This is a genomic window from Janthinobacterium sp. AD80 (genome assembly GCF_002878455.1).
Lineage (GTDB): Bacteria > Pseudomonadota > Gammaproteobacteria > Burkholderiales > Burkholderiaceae_D > Janthinobacterium.
On record NZ_NRDQ01000044.1, the window covers coordinates 38,631 to 53,897 of the forward strand.

The 15,267-nt window shown below is 59.5% G+C and carries 14 protein-coding genes; 4 read left to right on the forward strand and 10 right to left on the reverse strand.

Going from position 1 to position 15,267, the window contains the following annotated elements; genetic code table 11:
* Positions 1-13: 13 nt before the first annotated feature.
* On the reverse strand, positions 14-727 hold the full coding sequence (locus JaAD80_RS10910; RefSeq protein ID WP_102294189.1) for a YjjG family noncanonical pyrimidine nucleotidase: 714 nt from the start codon (positions 725-727) through the stop codon (positions 14-16).
* 163 nt (positions 728-890) lie between these two features.
* Here JaAD80_RS10910 and JaAD80_RS10915 point away from each other — a divergent pair, with 163 nt between their 5' ends.
* Together JaAD80_RS10915 and JaAD80_RS10920 are read left to right on the forward strand one after the other, a co-directional pair.
* Entirely contained in the window at positions 891-1,616 is a 726-nt protein-coding gene (locus tag JaAD80_RS10915; RefSeq protein WP_102294190.1) for a pyridoxine 5'-phosphate synthase, read from the forward strand.
* A complete protein-coding gene (locus JaAD80_RS10920; RefSeq protein WP_102294191.1) occupies positions 1,604-2,137 on the forward strand; it encodes a DUF2947 family protein in 534 nt (177 codons plus the stop codon). The genes JaAD80_RS10915 and JaAD80_RS10920 overlap by 13 nt, the downstream gene beginning before the upstream one ends.
* A 15-nt stretch (positions 2,138-2,152) precedes the next feature.
* Here JaAD80_RS10920 and JaAD80_RS10925 read toward each other — a convergent pair whose 3' ends face one another.
* The 4 genes from JaAD80_RS10925 to JaAD80_RS10940 all read right to left on the reverse strand — a co-directional run bounded on the left by JaAD80_RS10925 (position 2,153) and on the right by JaAD80_RS10940 (position 5,078).
* On the reverse strand, positions 2,153-2,644 hold the full coding sequence (locus tag JaAD80_RS10925; protein WP_102294192.1) for a DUF4265 domain-containing protein: 492 nt from the start codon (positions 2,642-2,644) through the stop codon (positions 2,153-2,155).
* A gap of 242 nt (positions 2,645-2,886) precedes the next feature.
* Complete coding sequence (locus JaAD80_RS10930) at positions 2,887-3,354, reverse strand: lipocalin-like domain-containing protein (RefSeq protein WP_102294193.1); 468 nt, start codon at positions 3,352-3,354, stop codon at positions 2,887-2,889.
* A gap of 155 nt (positions 3,355-3,509) precedes the next feature.
* Positions 3,510-4,172 (reverse strand): hypothetical protein, encoded by a 663-nt coding sequence (locus tag JaAD80_RS10935; protein ID WP_180979376.1) that lies wholly within the window; start codon positions 4,170-4,172, stop codon positions 3,510-3,512.
* 186 nt (positions 4,173-4,358) lie between these two features.
* Entirely contained in the window at positions 4,359-5,078 is a 720-nt protein-coding gene (locus JaAD80_RS10940; protein WP_102294266.1) for a Crp/Fnr family transcriptional regulator, read from the reverse strand.
* A gap of 579 nt (positions 5,079-5,657) precedes the next feature.
* Here JaAD80_RS10940 and JaAD80_RS10945 point away from each other — a divergent pair.
* The gene (locus JaAD80_RS10945) at positions 5,658-7,355 is read left to right on the forward strand and encodes a methyl-accepting chemotaxis protein (protein WP_102294194.1); all 1,698 of its coding nucleotides are present in this window, start codon (positions 5,658-5,660) and stop codon (positions 7,353-7,355) included.
* 170 nt (positions 7,356-7,525) lie between these two features.
* Here the strand turns inward: JaAD80_RS10945 and JaAD80_RS10950 are convergent, their stop codons facing one another.
* Entirely contained in the window at positions 7,526-7,777 is a 252-nt protein-coding gene (locus JaAD80_RS10950) for an oxidoreductase-like domain-containing protein (protein ID WP_102294267.1), read from the reverse strand.
* Positions 7,778-8,095: 318 nt separating this feature from the next.
* Here JaAD80_RS10950 and JaAD80_RS10955 point away from each other — a divergent pair, with 318 nt between their 5' ends.
* The gene (locus tag JaAD80_RS10955; protein WP_102294195.1) at positions 8,096-9,634 is read left to right on the forward strand and encodes a DEAD/DEAH box helicase; all 1,539 of its coding nucleotides are present in this window, start codon (positions 8,096-8,098) and stop codon (positions 9,632-9,634) included.
* Positions 9,635-10,230: 596 nt separating this feature from the next.
* Here the strand turns inward: JaAD80_RS10955 and JaAD80_RS10960 are convergent.
* From JaAD80_RS10960 to JaAD80_RS10975, 4 genes are all read right to left on the reverse strand, one after another.
* Complete coding sequence (locus tag JaAD80_RS10960; protein ID WP_146012354.1) at positions 10,231-11,502, reverse strand: lipopolysaccharide biosynthesis protein; 1,272 nt, start codon at positions 11,500-11,502, stop codon at positions 10,231-10,233.
* Between the two features lie 251 nt (positions 11,503-11,753).
* The gene (locus tag JaAD80_RS10965) at positions 11,754-13,676 is read right to left on the reverse strand and encodes a nucleoside-diphosphate sugar epimerase/dehydratase (RefSeq protein WP_102294197.1); all 1,923 of its coding nucleotides are present in this window, start codon (positions 13,674-13,676) and stop codon (positions 11,754-11,756) included.
* A gap of 76 nt (positions 13,677-13,752) precedes the next feature.
* Positions 13,753-14,313 (reverse strand): sugar transferase, encoded by a 561-nt coding sequence (locus JaAD80_RS10970; protein ID WP_102294198.1) that lies wholly within the window; start codon positions 14,311-14,313, stop codon positions 13,753-13,755.
* Positions 14,314-14,318: 5 nt separating this feature from the next.
* Positions 14,319-15,263, reverse strand: a complete 945-nt coding sequence (locus tag JaAD80_RS10975; RefSeq protein ID WP_102294199.1) for an SDR family oxidoreductase — start codon at positions 15,261-15,263, stop codon at positions 14,319-14,321.
* Positions 15,264-15,267 lie beyond the last annotated feature (4 nt).

The following is a 15,267-nucleotide window of genomic DNA, read 5'->3' on the forward strand; positions in this document are numbered from 1 at the left end:
CGCCTGATCGAGATCAAGCCTGTTTCAAGTTGACTTGCACCGCGTCCAGCGCAGCTGCGATGTCGAGCAGGTTGGACACTTCATAGGTGGGCACGGCTGCCGATGTGTTCGCCAAGCGCTCTGGATTGAACCAGCAGCTGTCGATGCCGTAGCGATTGGCGCCGAGGATGTCGGCGTCCAGGCGGTCGCCGATGATGACGGTTGTTTCCTTGTTGAATGCGCTGGCCATCTTGGTGGCATATTCGAAGAAGCGCACGTCCGGCTTGGCGTGGCCGCAGGCTTCGGAGGTGGCGACGAACGAGATGTAGCCGCCCAGGCCGGATGCGGCGATGCGGCGGTTCTGGATGGCTTCGACGCCGTTGGTAATGATGCCCACTTCGCCGATGGCCGACAGCGCTGCGCAGACTTGCTTGGCGCCATCGAGGAGCACGACCGTATCGGGCAGGGACTCCAGGTATACACGGCTGGCCAGTTCCGGGTCCAGGTCGACGGCGTTTTCCTGGAAGGACTTGCGGAAGCGTTCCACTTTCAGGAAGTCCTTGGTGACAGTTCCCAATTCGAAACGTTTCCACAGGTCGACGTTGATTTCCTGGTAGCGCGTGAACAGCGCATCGATGCCGTCGCGCAGGCCCAGGGTGTGCATGGTATGCATGAACGAGCGTTTTTCGGACGCCCTGAAATCGAGCAGGGTATCGTCCAGGTCAAACAGGAATAGCGTGTACTTCATGATATGTATTGAAAACGGTGAGTCCATCTTGCATGGTAGCACGTACTGATGAGGTCGGATGCCTGGGCCACTGTGCGAAACGCTTGTCTGCAGGCAATGATTTCATTGGGCGATCAGCTACAATCGCTGCTCATACTGATGCCTGTCCTCATTTTCCATGTCCATGACCCAGCTCTCCGTCAACGTCAATAAAATCGCCTTGCTGCGCAATTCACGTGGCCGCAACTTTCCCGACCTGCTGGCCTTTTCCGCGCGCTTTCTCGACCTGGGCGCCGCCGGCATTACCCTGCATCCGCGCCCGGACCAGCGCCATGCGCGCTACGACGACGTGGCGCCGCTGCAGCGCCTGTGCCTGGAGCGGGGGCGCGAGCTGAACGTGGAGGGATATCCGACGGCGGAATTTTTGCAGGTCGTCAAAAGTGCGCGCCCGGCGCAATGCACCCTGGTGCCTGACCTGCCGGGGCAACTGACGTCCGATCACGGCTGGGATATTCAAGGGCAGGCGGCGTTGCTGCGTCCCGTCATCGGGGAATTGAACGAGCTCGGCATCCGCGTCAGCCTGTTTGTCGATGCTGACTATCCGGCCCTGGAATGGGCCAGCGAAGTGGGGGCGCAAAGGGTCGAGCTGTACACGGAACGGTTTGCCGAAAGCCATGACACGGCGCAGGCCGATGCCGTGTTTGTGCTGTACCAGCAGGCGGCGCAGCGGGCGCAGGCCCTGGGACTGGGCGTGAATGCGGGGCACGACCTCGACCTGCACAACCTGGCGCGCTTCCTGGATATTCCCGGCATCCTGGAAGTGTCGATCGGCCATGCGCTGATGGTCGAATGCCTTGAGCTGGGCATGGACAAGGTGCTGCGCCGCTACCTTGAGATATGTCAATCATAGTGAACCTGGACGGCGCCGCTGGCCGGCCGCTGCAGCCTGAGCCGGACTGGCCATTCTTCGATGCCGACTTCGCCGTCACGGCACGGACGCTGGCGCAGGTGCAAGCGCTGACGTCCGATGCGGCGGCGCAACTGTGGACGCGCCATGTGTCGGCCCGTCCCGACGAGATGCATCCCATGCAGCTGCGCGCGGGGCACCGCCTGCGGACGACGGTGTCGGGGCCGGACTGGCTGGCCGAGTTCCATGCAGTTTCCAGCGAACACTTGGCGCAGGATGGCCGCGTGGCAAGGTTTCTCTCTTCCCATTTTCACGCTGCCGGGGCGGCAGCCGTTTTTTTCATGGCCAGCCGGGCGCGCGCCTATGCACTGACACCGGCCGCGCTTGCAGCATGCTGGCCTTGCTTGCTGGCCATTTCCGACGAGGGGCCTTTGCTGTACCAGCCTGCCACGGGCAAGTTCGTTTATTTTTCTCCGCAGGGGGCGCTGGCGGGTGGCGAGGACGGGCGGGCGCCTGCTCCCTGACTGCATGAGCGGCGATTACATATCCACCCACCACTTGAGCAAGGTTTCGTCATCGTCATCGTCCAGGTTGGCGTAGATGTTGGCGAAATACCATTCGACGCCCGTTGCTTCGCGGAAGGCGTCGAAGGGGCCGTTGACGTTGTAGATGCCGTGATGTCCAGGAACGCTGAAGGCCAGGTTGCCCTTGTACTGGCCATCCAGGGTACCGCCCAGCTGCTCTTGCACTTCGCGCTCCAGCTGGTCGATTGCGGATTGCTCCAGCGCATCGGCGTAGATCTGGATGCAGAAGTTGCCGCCGCGCTTCAGGACTTCTGCCGGGGCCAGCGGGTCGGCGATGTTGACGATGTCGCCGCGTGCCAGGTTCAGGGTCAGGCCGGGCGAGGCCAGCAGTTCGTAGACGTGCTCGTCAATCTGCCGCGCGGGCAGGGTTTCATACACGGGGCCGCTTTTATTTTCACCTGCCAGCACGCGGATGTGCGGCAGCCCTTCGCAATTGATGTCGTTCATCGGATCTTTCAGTCGGAAACATAATGATGGCAATATTGTACCGGGTCGCTGGCGCACGCCTGCGGCCAAGGGAAAACAATCGATAAAGCATGCCGGCAGACGGCTGTGGTGCCGGGCGCCTGATTATTCCAGCCGCGCATTGGCCGTGCCGGCGCCCCTGTCCCGGCCGCCTTTGCGCCGGTGCACCGCGCTGCCGATGGCGGCCGACACGGCTCGTCATCGAATGGCCTGCCTGCCGCGGACTAAACGCTACGGGCGGGCGGCGCGGCGCGTTTCCAGTGCAGGTGGGCGATCACTTCGCGTCCGTGCGCCAGCATGGGCTTGTACGTACTCAGATGCAAGGTATCGCCATCGAGGCGGGCGACGCGCTGCTGCACCTGGCCTATCCAGTTGGGAAAGAGCGACAATTCCACCGAGTGGCTGAGCAAGCCCCGCTGCTCATCGACGTGATACGGGCCGCAATAGCTGAGGTAAGCGCTGGCGGCATCGCGGAATTCATCGGCACTGGCCTGATAAATGTCGCCGCCGGAGAAGGCCTTGCGTCCCTGACGCATCAGCTGCGCGGACATATAGCCGTCGGGCGCATACAAAATGCTGCCCCGCGCATCTTCGCCCAGCGGATACGAGGCTTGCGACTCGCCGACCGCCGTTTCCGTGTAGGACTGCAAATGCCAGGTGCCGATCAATTGCTCACGTAATGTGCCGCTCATTGCATACTCCTTGAGGTAGATCAAAGTGGGTATGTTGCGGTGCACATTACATCACGGTGATTATTTCCGTGACGCACGTTTTAAGTCGCTGGCAGGCATGAAAAAAGCACGCCGCAGCGTGCTTGGGGTGCGAGCCTGGCAGGCTTGCGGCCGCCTTAGAAGCGGTAGGTCGCGCTGATGCGCAGCACCGGGTAAGCCTTGAAATCCTTGACCTTGTCGGCCAGTTTCGCGTTTTCAGCGGCCACGTCCGTTTTCAGCGCGGCGCATACCAGCGGGTCGCAGCCGGTATTGCGCAGCGAGGTACTTGGCGAACCCTGGAACAGCACGCCGATATCGCTGGAAATTCCCCAACCCGCTGCCTTGACCGGGTTGCCCCAGCCGATGCCGAGGTACGGGGCAACTTTGCGGAAATCGATGGTGCCGTCCAGCTGGCCTGCGCTGGCTGCCGTGTAAGTGTTGCCGTTCAAGGTGTAGCTGCCGGTCTTGTTCGGCTTGCCTTTGGCGTCGATTTTATTGCCGTTATAGACGACACCCGCGCTCAGACGGAATGCGCCGTCCATGGGGAAGTAGTCGAGCAGGGCGTCGAAGGTGCGCAGCTTGAGTTTCAGCTTGTAGTCGACGTCGTCGGTGCTGGAGTCGTAAGAGTAGTTCAGGAAGCCGACGCCGAAACGGGCATTCAGGTTCGATTGCAGTGGCACGCTCAGGTGGGCGCCTACGCCCGTCGTGCCCACGTCGGCCGCGATGGCCATTTGTGCCTGGGCTTGGCTTGCGCAGAACATGCCAGCCAGCAAGGCGGCGATCAGGTATTGCTGTTTCATGCTTACGGACTCCAGTCGTTATTCAAACACGCGATAAATATGCCGTACAGGAAACAAAGTTTCCCAAAGACAATTTCTGCGAGGATGATAGAGCCTGGACTGGCGCAAGGCAAGGTGAAGCGGGGAATAGCGGCGGCAGGTGTTGCATTCCTGCCGCAACACCTGCCGCCGCGCCGATGCTGGTGCTTAATTGTGGGCGCTGATACCGCTGCGGAATTGCTCGAAGCCTGCACGCGCTGCCTTGTAGCAATTGCCGGCGGCCACTTCCAGGCCTTCACGGTCCAGCACTTCCACGGTGCCGCGACGGTACTGGATCAAGCCTTCGTCCTGCAGTTTGCGGGCCGTGACGGTGACGCTTTCGCGGCGCACGCCCAGCATGTTGGCCATCGTGTCTTGCGTGACTTTCAGCTCGTTCGACAGCGAGCGGTCGAGACGGTCGAGCAGCCAGCGGCACAGCTTTTGTTCAATGCTGCAATGGCGTCCGCCCACCACGTTCTGCGCCATTTGCGCAAACATGGCACTGGTGTAGCGCATCAGCAATTGCGCCAGGGCGCCCCCTTCCTGGAACACTTCACGCAGGAAAGCCGTTTTCAGGCGGTAACCGTAGCCGGCGCTTTGCACGATGGCCGTGCAGGTGGCGCGCTCGGCTTCATACAGCACCACGCCCGCCACGCCTTCGCGGCCGATCACGGCGATCTCCGTAGTGGCGCCGTCTTCCATGACATACAGCAGGGAAACGATGGCATTGGTCGGGAAATACGTGTACTCGATCTTGCCGCCACAATCGAACAGATGCTTGCCGGCAGGCAGAGCCACCAGTTCCAGCTGGCAAAACAGGCGTTCCAGATCGGTGCGCGACAAGGCGCGCAGCAATTCGTTCTGTTGGGCGCCAGTGATGCTGATCATGGGCGTAGCCGGCGCCCGGCTTGGGGCGGCTTGCCAGTCATGCTGCACGGCATTGTTGGTTGCTGGTGTCAGGTTGCTATAAGCTTTGTACATGATATGGCCTCGTCTTCTGATTTTGTTGGATGGCGCTGCTTTTCTGGCTTGCTAGCGTTGTGCTGAATGTTGTATCCACTATAAAACGCGGAGGCGCAGGCCGACATCGGATGAGCCGACGCGCTTATGTAGGCTAGGAACATAGCCTCGTGTCATCCGACTCCTACGCTGGCTTTTAATATTTCCACACGGAAATAACAGTGGTTTGTCAAAAATGCGACACGATGGCGGCATCCAGCGAACTTTGGCTGCGTGAACTGATCAAACCATGCTGCGCCCGGAGCGGCAGTGATAAAATGTTGCAGTGCGGAAATTTGACTTGCGTCCCGGCATGTGTGCTTGTCGCGTGCTGGTGCGGCGGCGGTTTTGCCGCCGGCCGGCCGGGATGCCCTTGTGTGGCGCCGGTCCATTTGCTGCATGGGCTGTGCCGTGCCCTGCCGGTGCACGCGCCTGTCTTGTCCCGTATGACTAATAAGGATGCAACGCATGAAATGGTTCTATGATCTGAAAATTGCCATCAAGCTGATCTTGTCGTTTGGCGCCGTGCTGCTGCTGACGGCGGCGCTGGGCGTGTCGGCCATCTTTTCCATGGCGCGCATCAATGACGCGTCGACCGACCTGTCGGCCAACTGGATGCCCAGCGTGCTGGCCGCCATGAACATGCGCAGCGATGTCAGCGATTTCCGCCGCTGGGAACTGGCGCACATGCTGGCCGCGCAGGATTCCGACATGGTGCTCAATGAAACGCGCATGACGGAAACCCAGAGCAAGCTGAAGGCGGACGGTGACAAATACCGTACCTTGATTTCGGAGCCGGGCGAGAAGGAGATATTCGAGCGTTTCATGCTGCTCAACGATGAATTCATGCGCCTGCATGCGACCATGCTGGGCCTGTCGCGCGAGATGAAGAAGGAGGAGGCGCGCGCGCTTGCAGTGGGCCAGTCGGCGAAGGTCATGACGGACATGATGGTGGAGCTGGATAAATTGGTGGCAATCAACTCCGACGGCGGCGTGCGCTCGAGCGCCGGCGCCGACGCGACCTATGCCACCGCGCGCGCCACCCTGATCGGCCTGCTGGTGGGTATCGTCGCCGTCGGCATGCTGCTGGCCCTGTGGGTGGCGCGCAGCGTGTCGCGTCCGCTGATCGAGGCCGTCGGCGTGGCGCGCCAGGTAGCGGCGGGCGATTTGACGGCGCACATCGTCATCCAGTCGCAGGATGAAACGGGGCAATTGATGCTGGCCCTGAAGGATATGAATGCCAGCCTGCAACGCCTGGTGGGACAGGTGCGCAGCGGCACCGATACCATTGCCACGGCGTCGAGCCAGATCGCCGCCGGCAACCAGGATCTGTCGTCGCGTACGGAAGAGCAGGCCAGTTCGCTGGAAGAAACCGCCTCGTCGATGGAGGAACTGACGTCGACCGTGAAGCAGAACGCGGACAATGCACGCCAGGCCAATACCATGGCGCTGAGCTCGTCGAGCATCGCCATCGAGGGCGGCAAGGTGGTCAGCGAAGTGGTGGGCACGATGGCGTCGATCAATGCCTCGTCGCGCAAGATCGTCGACATCATCGCCGTCATCGACGGGATTGCCTTCCAGACGAATATCCTGGCGCTGAACGCGGCCGTCGAGGCGGCGCGCGCAGGCGAGCAGGGCCGTGGCTTTGCCGTGGTGGCTACCGAAGTGCGCAACCTGGCGCAGCGTTCGGCGGCGGCGGCCAAGGATATCAAGGTCTTGATCGGCGATTCCGTCGAGAAGGTCGAGGAGGGTTCCAGGCTGGTGGACCAGGCGGGCCGCACGATGGATGACATCGTTGCCAGCATTACCCGCGTGACGGACATCATGAGTGAAATCACGGCTGCCAGCAGCGAACAGAGCGCCGGCATCGAGCAAGTCAACCAGGCGATCGCCCAGATGGACCAGGTGACGCAGCAAAATGCGGCCCTGGTGGAAGAGGCTGCCGCAGCGGCGGAATCGATGCAGGAGCAGGCAGCCAGCTTGAGCGAGGTGGTCAGCGTCTTCAAGCTCGACGCCTCCCATGCGGCGGGCGCTGCCAGCGCGACCGTCAAACAGCAGCGCCCGGCCGTCAAGGCGGTTACTGCGACGGTGCCGACAATGGCGCCCCGCAAGCTGGTCAGCGCGGCGCGCAGCAGCGCACCGGCCGATGAGTGGGAAAGCTTTTAAAAGGCGGCGATCCGCAACTGCTGACCGCCGTGAGGGCCAGCCTGGAATGCGCACGGCCCCGGCGGCCCTGCCGCAACGGACACTGCCACGCCAGTTGCGGGCGGTGGCGTTGCTCCTATAGCAGGATTGCCGCATGCGCCCTGTCCGCGCCACGGTGTTATCCGCCGCCGTCAGGCCTTCTTGCGCGCGGGCTTGCTGCCTTTGGCGGACGCAGCGGCAGCGGCTTCCTGGCGGTGCTGCCATGCCCGCAGGGCGTCCTCATAGGCGGCCAGGTCTTCCTGGTACATCTCCAGCACGCAAAAGGTGCAGCCACTGTGGCAGCACTCGTCATTGCCCGGTTTGCCGGGAGGCTGCGGAGGCGGATCAAGGGGGACGGGCGGGGTGGGCATGGTAGCGGCAAGGGACGGCGGAGCTGGCATCATACGGCATTCCGGCGGCGCATTGCTGGAACGCTTTTTGCTCAAAAATCACGGTTTCCGTGTACAGTTGCGGTGATTTAGGGTATCGTTTACAGCACTGATATTGTATCTTCTGCGCGCGATGTTCCGCCGGCGCGATCTCCGCCGCCATCGCAGCACACTTCCCCGATGCTCCCGCATACGCCCTACAGCATGTCCCGGAGCACGGAAGTGCCGCAAGAACGATGATCCATGGCTTGCAAGACGGAGCTGCCTGTGCCCAGAAATGTTGTTTATTGAGAAAGCATGGCTTCCGCAGTGCGGAGGCACACCAGAAAATTTATGTCTGAAACCGAATCGACTCCTACGCCTAGCCCGGCGATTGCCCCTGAAGTGGCGCCTGCCGCCGCACCTGCACCTGCCGCATCCGCTGCTCCCTCCCTGACTTTCGCCGACTTTGGCCTCGCGCCTGAAATCCAGCGCGCCCTGGCCGAGCAAGGCTATACCCATCCGACGCCGATCCAGGAACAGGCCATTCCCGTGGTGCTGCAAGGCCGCGATGTGATGGGCGCCGCGCAGACGGGTACGGGCAAGACGGCCGGCTTCTCGCTGCCGATCATCCAGTTGCTGCTGGCCCATGCCAGCAGCAGCATGTCGCCCGCTCGCCATCCGGTGCGCGCGCTGATCCTCACGCCGACGCGCGAACTGGCGGTGCAGGTCGCCGAAAACGTCAAGGCTTACGCCAAGCACACGCCGCTGCGCTCGACCGTCGTCTTCGGCGGCATGGACATGAAACCGCAGACCGTCATCCTGCGTGGCGGCGTGGAAATCGTCATTGCCACGCCAGGCCGTCTGCTCGACCATATCGAGCAAAAGAACATCAGCCTGGGGCAGGTGCAGATGCTGGTCATGGATGAAGCCGACCGCATGCTGGACATGGGCTTCCTGCCGGACTTGCAGCGCATTATCAATTTGCTGCCGAAGCAGCGCCAGAACCTGATGTTCTCGGCCACGTTCTCGCCAGAGATCAAAAAGCTGGCCGCGACTTTCCTCAACGATCCGCTGACGATCGAAGTGGCGCGCAGCAACCAGACGGCCGACAAGGTCACGCAAGTGGTCTACAAGGTGCCGGAAGACCAGAAGCACGCCTTGGTAGCGCATCTGTTGCGCCAGCGCGACTTGAAGCAGGTCATCGTTTTCTCGAATACCAAGATCGGCGCTTCGCGCCTGGCCCGCGTGCTGGAACAGGAAGGCATGAGCGCCACCGCGATTCACGGCGACAAGAGCCAGCAGGAACGCATGGCGGCGCTGGAAGCGTTCAAGAAGGGTGAGATCGACGTGCTGGTCGCTACCGATGTGGCGGCGCGCGGCCTGGATATCTCCGACCTGCCTTGCGTCATCAACTTCGACTTGCCGTACAACGCGGAAGATTATGTGCACCGCATCGGCCGCACGGGCCGCGCCGGCGCTTCGGGCGATGCCATCTCGATCTATTCGGATAAAGACGAGCGCTTGCTGGCCGACATCGAAAAGCTCATCAAGCAAAGCATCAAGCGCGGCGAACTGGCGGGCTTCTCGCCAGCGCCTGCGCGTGGCAGCGACAGCGAGCGCCGTCCGCCGCGCCGCAGCGAAGCGGGCGAGTCCCGTCCCGCCCGCCCGGCCGACAGCCGTCATGGCGCTGAAAGCCGCGACAGCCGCACTGCCGAGCGCGGTACGCGTCCCGCCTTTGGTCCCGGCGCCCGCCGCGAAAAGGCCGATCCGTGGTTCCTGAAGCCGTATGAGCCGGCGAAAGCTACCGCGCCAGTGGTCAGCAACGCCAATTTGCCGCCAGCGAAACCAAAGCAAAAGATTGCGGCATTGTTGGGCGGTTTGCCGAAGTAGCCAGCGATTGGCCCGGCGTCGTCAGGCACGTGGCTATCATGCCGGGCCAGGGTCTGGTTCCGGCGTTTCAGAAGCCGATTAACGTTTTGCGGGCAAACGACGCAGGCGATGGGTTGACGTGCCAGCTAATGGTATGAGCAGGAAGCCGTATCCGGCCGACTTAACCGGTAGCACAGAGATCTCAGATGGGCCACGAACGCGAGCGCACTGGGCGCGCCGGGGTGATGACCTGTGGCACCGTGGATGCCCAAAGTGCGAAGAGCACGGGCACAGTACCTCGGAAAGACCATGCAAGGGGAGGCTCTTCGACAGCGTGGATCCACCTGCGGCCGCATCAACAGCAGCCAGCCTGAAAGGCTGGCTGTTTTTTTTGGGGAACGCATACTTGCCTGCCGCGGGAGCCTGGCAATACTGCAAGGCATGGCACTGAACAGCTGCATTCCCGATGCAATGCCACTTCTTTTAAATTGCTGAGAACGTCTATCAAAACCTACTGCGCGTCGGAATTTGCGGTTTGCGATGCCCACTGTACCCTCGTACGGTTGCGCTTCTCAACCACAACTTCCTTCCGCTCGCTACGGTGTTGTTAGTCGTTGTTAATCTTGCTGCTTATTGCGGTTAGCCGCCAGCAGGTCACGACCAAAAGCCAGGATTAAAGAAAGAATCAGGCCGGCCATAAAGCTGATGATGGCCACTTTGGACAGGCTGGTGGAGCGATTCTGCGGCAGGCTCGGGCCAGCGATAAAGCGGCTTTGTTCATGGAAGACGCTGATCGCTTCCTTATTCTCCATCGAGATTTTATTGTAAACTTTCTGAACGTTTTCATCTTTTAAATTCTTGTTCTTGAACACGGTATCGCTAATCGTTGTCATGGCGTGTAACATCGTTTCACCGGACCGGGTGCTGTCCAGAGCCTTTTTGGCCAGCAGATAATACTCACGCAAGATTCGGTATTGGATTTCATTGTGCCGGGCGCGGATGTTTTTTTCGTTGGCTTCCGACATTTGGACTTCAGTGGTCATCAGCTGCGTTCTGGGTGCCAGGAAGCGGGCGTTCTCTTCCGTCACCGAAACGATCGCCTGAATGCCGGTGTTGTTGGCCTCCGGGTGGCGTGCAATGATCTTTTTCAAGTCGACGCTTTTGCGTTCATACTCTTGCAGATCCATGTTGTTTTCAATAATGCTATTTTCAAGGCGAATGATCTTTGCCTCGATTTCACTCAACCTGTAGCGCAAAAAATCTGCATAGAAGATATACATAATGCTGTCGAGGGTATAGCGGCCAAGTGTTTCCACCATATTTTTGGCAATTGCCGGATCCTTATCTTCGTAACGAATCAGAACGCCAATAATGTTGTTGCTGCCATTTTTCGGCTGTTCCATGACCAAGTCTTTTGCATCGATTTTGGTAAATGGATAGACTGGTTCTATATTTGAGGTAATTCCTTTGCGCGAAGAGAATGCACCGCGTAATTGATCAATGCCAGTTTGGTTTTCGATTTTATATTCCTGGATAAAATCGTTGAATCGTTCGCTGGTATTGAATGCTGCAGAATAGCGTTTGTAATCCGAGATCGTGATGCCCTGCGCTGCCTCGACGTCTTTTTTGGATTCCAGCTGGATGGGGAGGCTTGAGCCGATTTGCAGATAGCCAACGCTGGTATAGGTAGGAAATGCCAAGGTGAAACCGATCCCGACTGCGGTCGCTGCCAGCGTAATAGCAGAAATCATCCGGCGCTCACGCCAGAACACCATGATCAGCTGCGTAAATGAAATGCCCGAATTTTCATCCTCGTTGTTAATTTTGAATTCATTTACTTTTATCATAATTTTCTTTGCTGGTTTAATGCGAAATTGATTGGTAATCAAGAAAGAGAGAATGTTTTTTGTTGGAAAATAGAAATATTTAATCCGGTCATTTCAGCCACAGTATAAACGAGATAGCTGCTTTTTCGAAGTTGAGAGCGTACGAAAATACACGAGCAACCTGATGCAGGCCGATGCAGTTGATGGAATGTCACGGGTGGATTGACTCGGCTTGCCAGGCGACATGAGATATGAAAAGAGCCACGCGTTGCCTATTGTTGGCCCGGTCGCCGCTGGCGGCGCCGGAATTTGTTTTAGGAAAGGTCGGGCTTGCCAGCTGTGCCGAATTTCTGACGTTCCAGCCAGATCAGGTCTTCGATGCCGCACTGAGGCGCGTATTCGTGCACTGCGCGCAACAGCAAGGCGCGTACCTGGTCGTATTCGAAGCGGACGCAGCAATGGTCGAGTTGTTCCAGCAAGGGGTGCAGCTCGGCCCAGGGAATTTCCGCTTCCTGGGCACGCATGATCAATGGATGTTCGGTTCCCTCCACGTTATCGCCGATCAGTAACTCCTCGTAGAGTTTTTCACCCGGACGCAGCCCCACATGCTGGATATCGATGCCATCGGGCGCCGACTTGCTTTTCACTTCCAGCCCGCTCAGGTGCACCATGCGCTCGGCCAGATCCATGATTCTTACTGGTTCGCCCATGTCGAGCACAAAGACGTCGCCGCCTTCGCCCATCGCTCCCGCCTGCAGAACCAACTGAGCGGCCTCAGGGATGGTCATGAAGTAGCGCGTGATTTCCGGATGGGTCAGGGTGATCGGCCCGCCCTGGATGATCTGCTGACGAAAGAGCGGCACGACTGAGCCTGAGGAACCGAGCACATTGCCAAAACGGACCATGCAGAAACGCGTGTTTTCTTGCTCGCGGGATAATGCTTGCAAAATCAGTTCCGCGAATCGCTTGGTGGCGCCCATGACATTGGTCGGACGCACCGCCTTGTCGGTGGAGATCAGGACAAACGACTTCACATTGGCCGCGATTGCTGCCTGGGCGATACTCCAGGTTCCAAAGACATTGTTGCGTACGCCAGCGATCGGATTGTGCTCGACCAGCGGCACATGCTTGTAGGCGGCAGCGTGGTAAATGGTGTCAATGGCAAAGGTCTTCAGGATGGCGGTGCACTTTTCAGTCTCCAGCACCGAACCGAGGAACGGCAGCAGTTCTACCTTTAGTCCTTGCGCAGTTTTCAGGCCTTTCAGTTCCTGCTTGATCGAATACAGCGCAAATTCGGACATGTCCAGCAGGAGCAGCCGGCTGGGACGCAAACTGATGATTTGGCGACACAGTTCCGAGCCAATCGAGCCGCCGGCACCCGTCACCATCACGGCCTTGCCCGTGATGCCGCTGGCGATCAGGCAGGCATCTGGGGCGACCGGGTCGCGTCCCAGCAAGTCTTCGATTTCGATATCGCGCACATCCTGCACGCGCAGCTCGCCAGTGATCAGGCTGGCAATGGGAGGGGTCACCTTGATCTTGATCTTGAAGCGTTCGAGCTGGTCGAGGATGCGTTTTTGCTGGCTTTTGCTCAGTGAGGGCATGGCGAGCAAGATGTCGCTAATGCCATTTTTTTCGATTAGCTGGCTTAACGAGGCTGCAGAATGTACCTTGATGCCGGCGATTATTGCGCCTTTTAATTCAGGCTTGTCGTCGATAAATGCGACGGGAAGGTATTCATTGCCGGCGCGTAAAGCGCTAGCCAACTGGCTACCCGCCTTGCCCGCACCGTAAATCGCCACTTTGACAATATCGTTCTCGGCATTGGTGTGGCGCAGCATTCCGCGCGCCACAAAACGGCTTGCCACCACGTAGGTAATGGCGCTGATCCAGTAAATTCCAAATACGCCACGGGAATAGCCCACCATGTGCGAAGCGAATGCTGCCATTGCCACCAATACAGCCACAGAAATGGTGACGCCGAGGATGACCACGTACACAATTTTGTGGTCAATGAAGCGCACCACGGCACGGTACAGGCCGAGCCGGATGAACACGGGCACTGAAATCAGGGGGGCCGCGAGGATCAGCCACAGGTACTGTGAAAATAGCGCCAGACTGGCGGTGTCGTAACGCAGCAGTAGCGCCAAGGCAAAGGTTAGTGGCAAAAAAAACATGTCGGCCATGATGGCGATCAGCTGTTTTTGAAACCTCGGTAGTACTATAAATTTTTTCATGTGCCTGTTTTTTAAAGGTGCCGCTTGTCGCAATGGCGATGCGTGGCTTGGTCTGTTCCGTTCACCGGGCGATGCCTCAGTGCACGATGCCGTCCCGTCGGACGACTTTCAGAAAGGTCCGCAGAATGATGTGTAGATCGGTCACAAACGATTGGCGTTGCATGTATTCGACATCAAGGCTCACCTTTTCGGGGATGGGCAATTCATCGCGACCGTTGATTTGAGCCCATCCTGTGAGCCCCGGCAACAGCTTATCAACGCCGTAGCGCGTGCGCAGCTCAATCAGATCCTGCTGGTTGAATAGCGCGGGACGGGGGCCGACGAAACTCATATCGCCGCACAGGATGCTCCACAACTGTGGTAACTCATCCAGGCTTGACTTGCGCAGGAAGGAACCTGGCGGCGTCAGAAATCTGGCCGGGTCGGTTAACAGGTGGGTAGCCACCGCTGGTGTGTCGACGCGCATGGTACGGAACTTGGGCATGCGGAACAACCGGTTGTGGCGCCCGACTCGGTCGGACCAGTATAGCGCGGGTCCGCTGGATGTGGCCTTGACCAGCAGTGCCACGATGATAAACGGAAGCAGCAGTACCAGCAATGCGCATAGCGCCAATAGTAAATCGAACAGTCTTTTCATGTTTATCAGCTCTTGATATGGTTCAGGAAGGCGGTCACTGTCTGGTTCAATGCGGCTTGCATCGCAACAGGTGGATGCCAGTCGAGCAAACGCCTGGTCGGTGCCACATCGATCTGGAGCGATCCGAGCACGCGGTCTGCCTGCGCGGATTTTCCGATGGCTGCCGCTGCCACGCGCATCAACGAGGTCGGCACGGCCAGCAGACGCGCGCGGCGCCCCATGGGGGCCGCCAGCATGCGTATCAGCTCGGCTGTGCTCACATCATGGTCATCGGACACCAGCAGGACCGCGCCTGGCGCCTTTGGATGCGTGCAGCACAGCAGCAGCAGATCGATCAGATTGTCCAGCGCTACCATGCTGCGCCGGTTGCCGACCGCGCCGAAGGGCAGCGGCCAGCCAGACTTGATCAGCTCCATCAGGCGTTGAAAATTGGCGCGCACACCCGGCCCATAGACGAGGGGGGGGCGAACGATTACCAGTTCCATGCCGCTGGTGGCGGCAAATGCCTGCAGTTGCTGCTCGGCTTCCATTTTCGATTGGCCATATGGGTCGCACGGCGCCGGTGCATCGCTGGCGCGGAACGGATGTTTGCCGCTCGCTTCGCCATTGACCTTGATGCTGCTGACGAAGATGAAGCGCCGCACACCGGACGCAGCGGCCTGGCGCGCCAGATGCATGGTCGCGTCCACGTTCACGGCGCGGTATGCCGCCAGCGCATCGGCGGCCGATTCTTTCATCACATGCACGCGCGCTGCCAGATGGATGACGCAGGTGCAATCGTCGAGTGCCCCGGACCAGTCGGTGCTGGCGCTCAGGGCGCCGCTGGCGTAGTGGAAAGGTGCGCTTTTCACGCGCACCGATCCCGTCACGGGCCAGCCGCGGGAGATGAGTGTCTGGCAAAGCGCAGAGCCGACAAAGCCGCTGGCGCCCGTTACGAGTATTTTTTTCATGTAT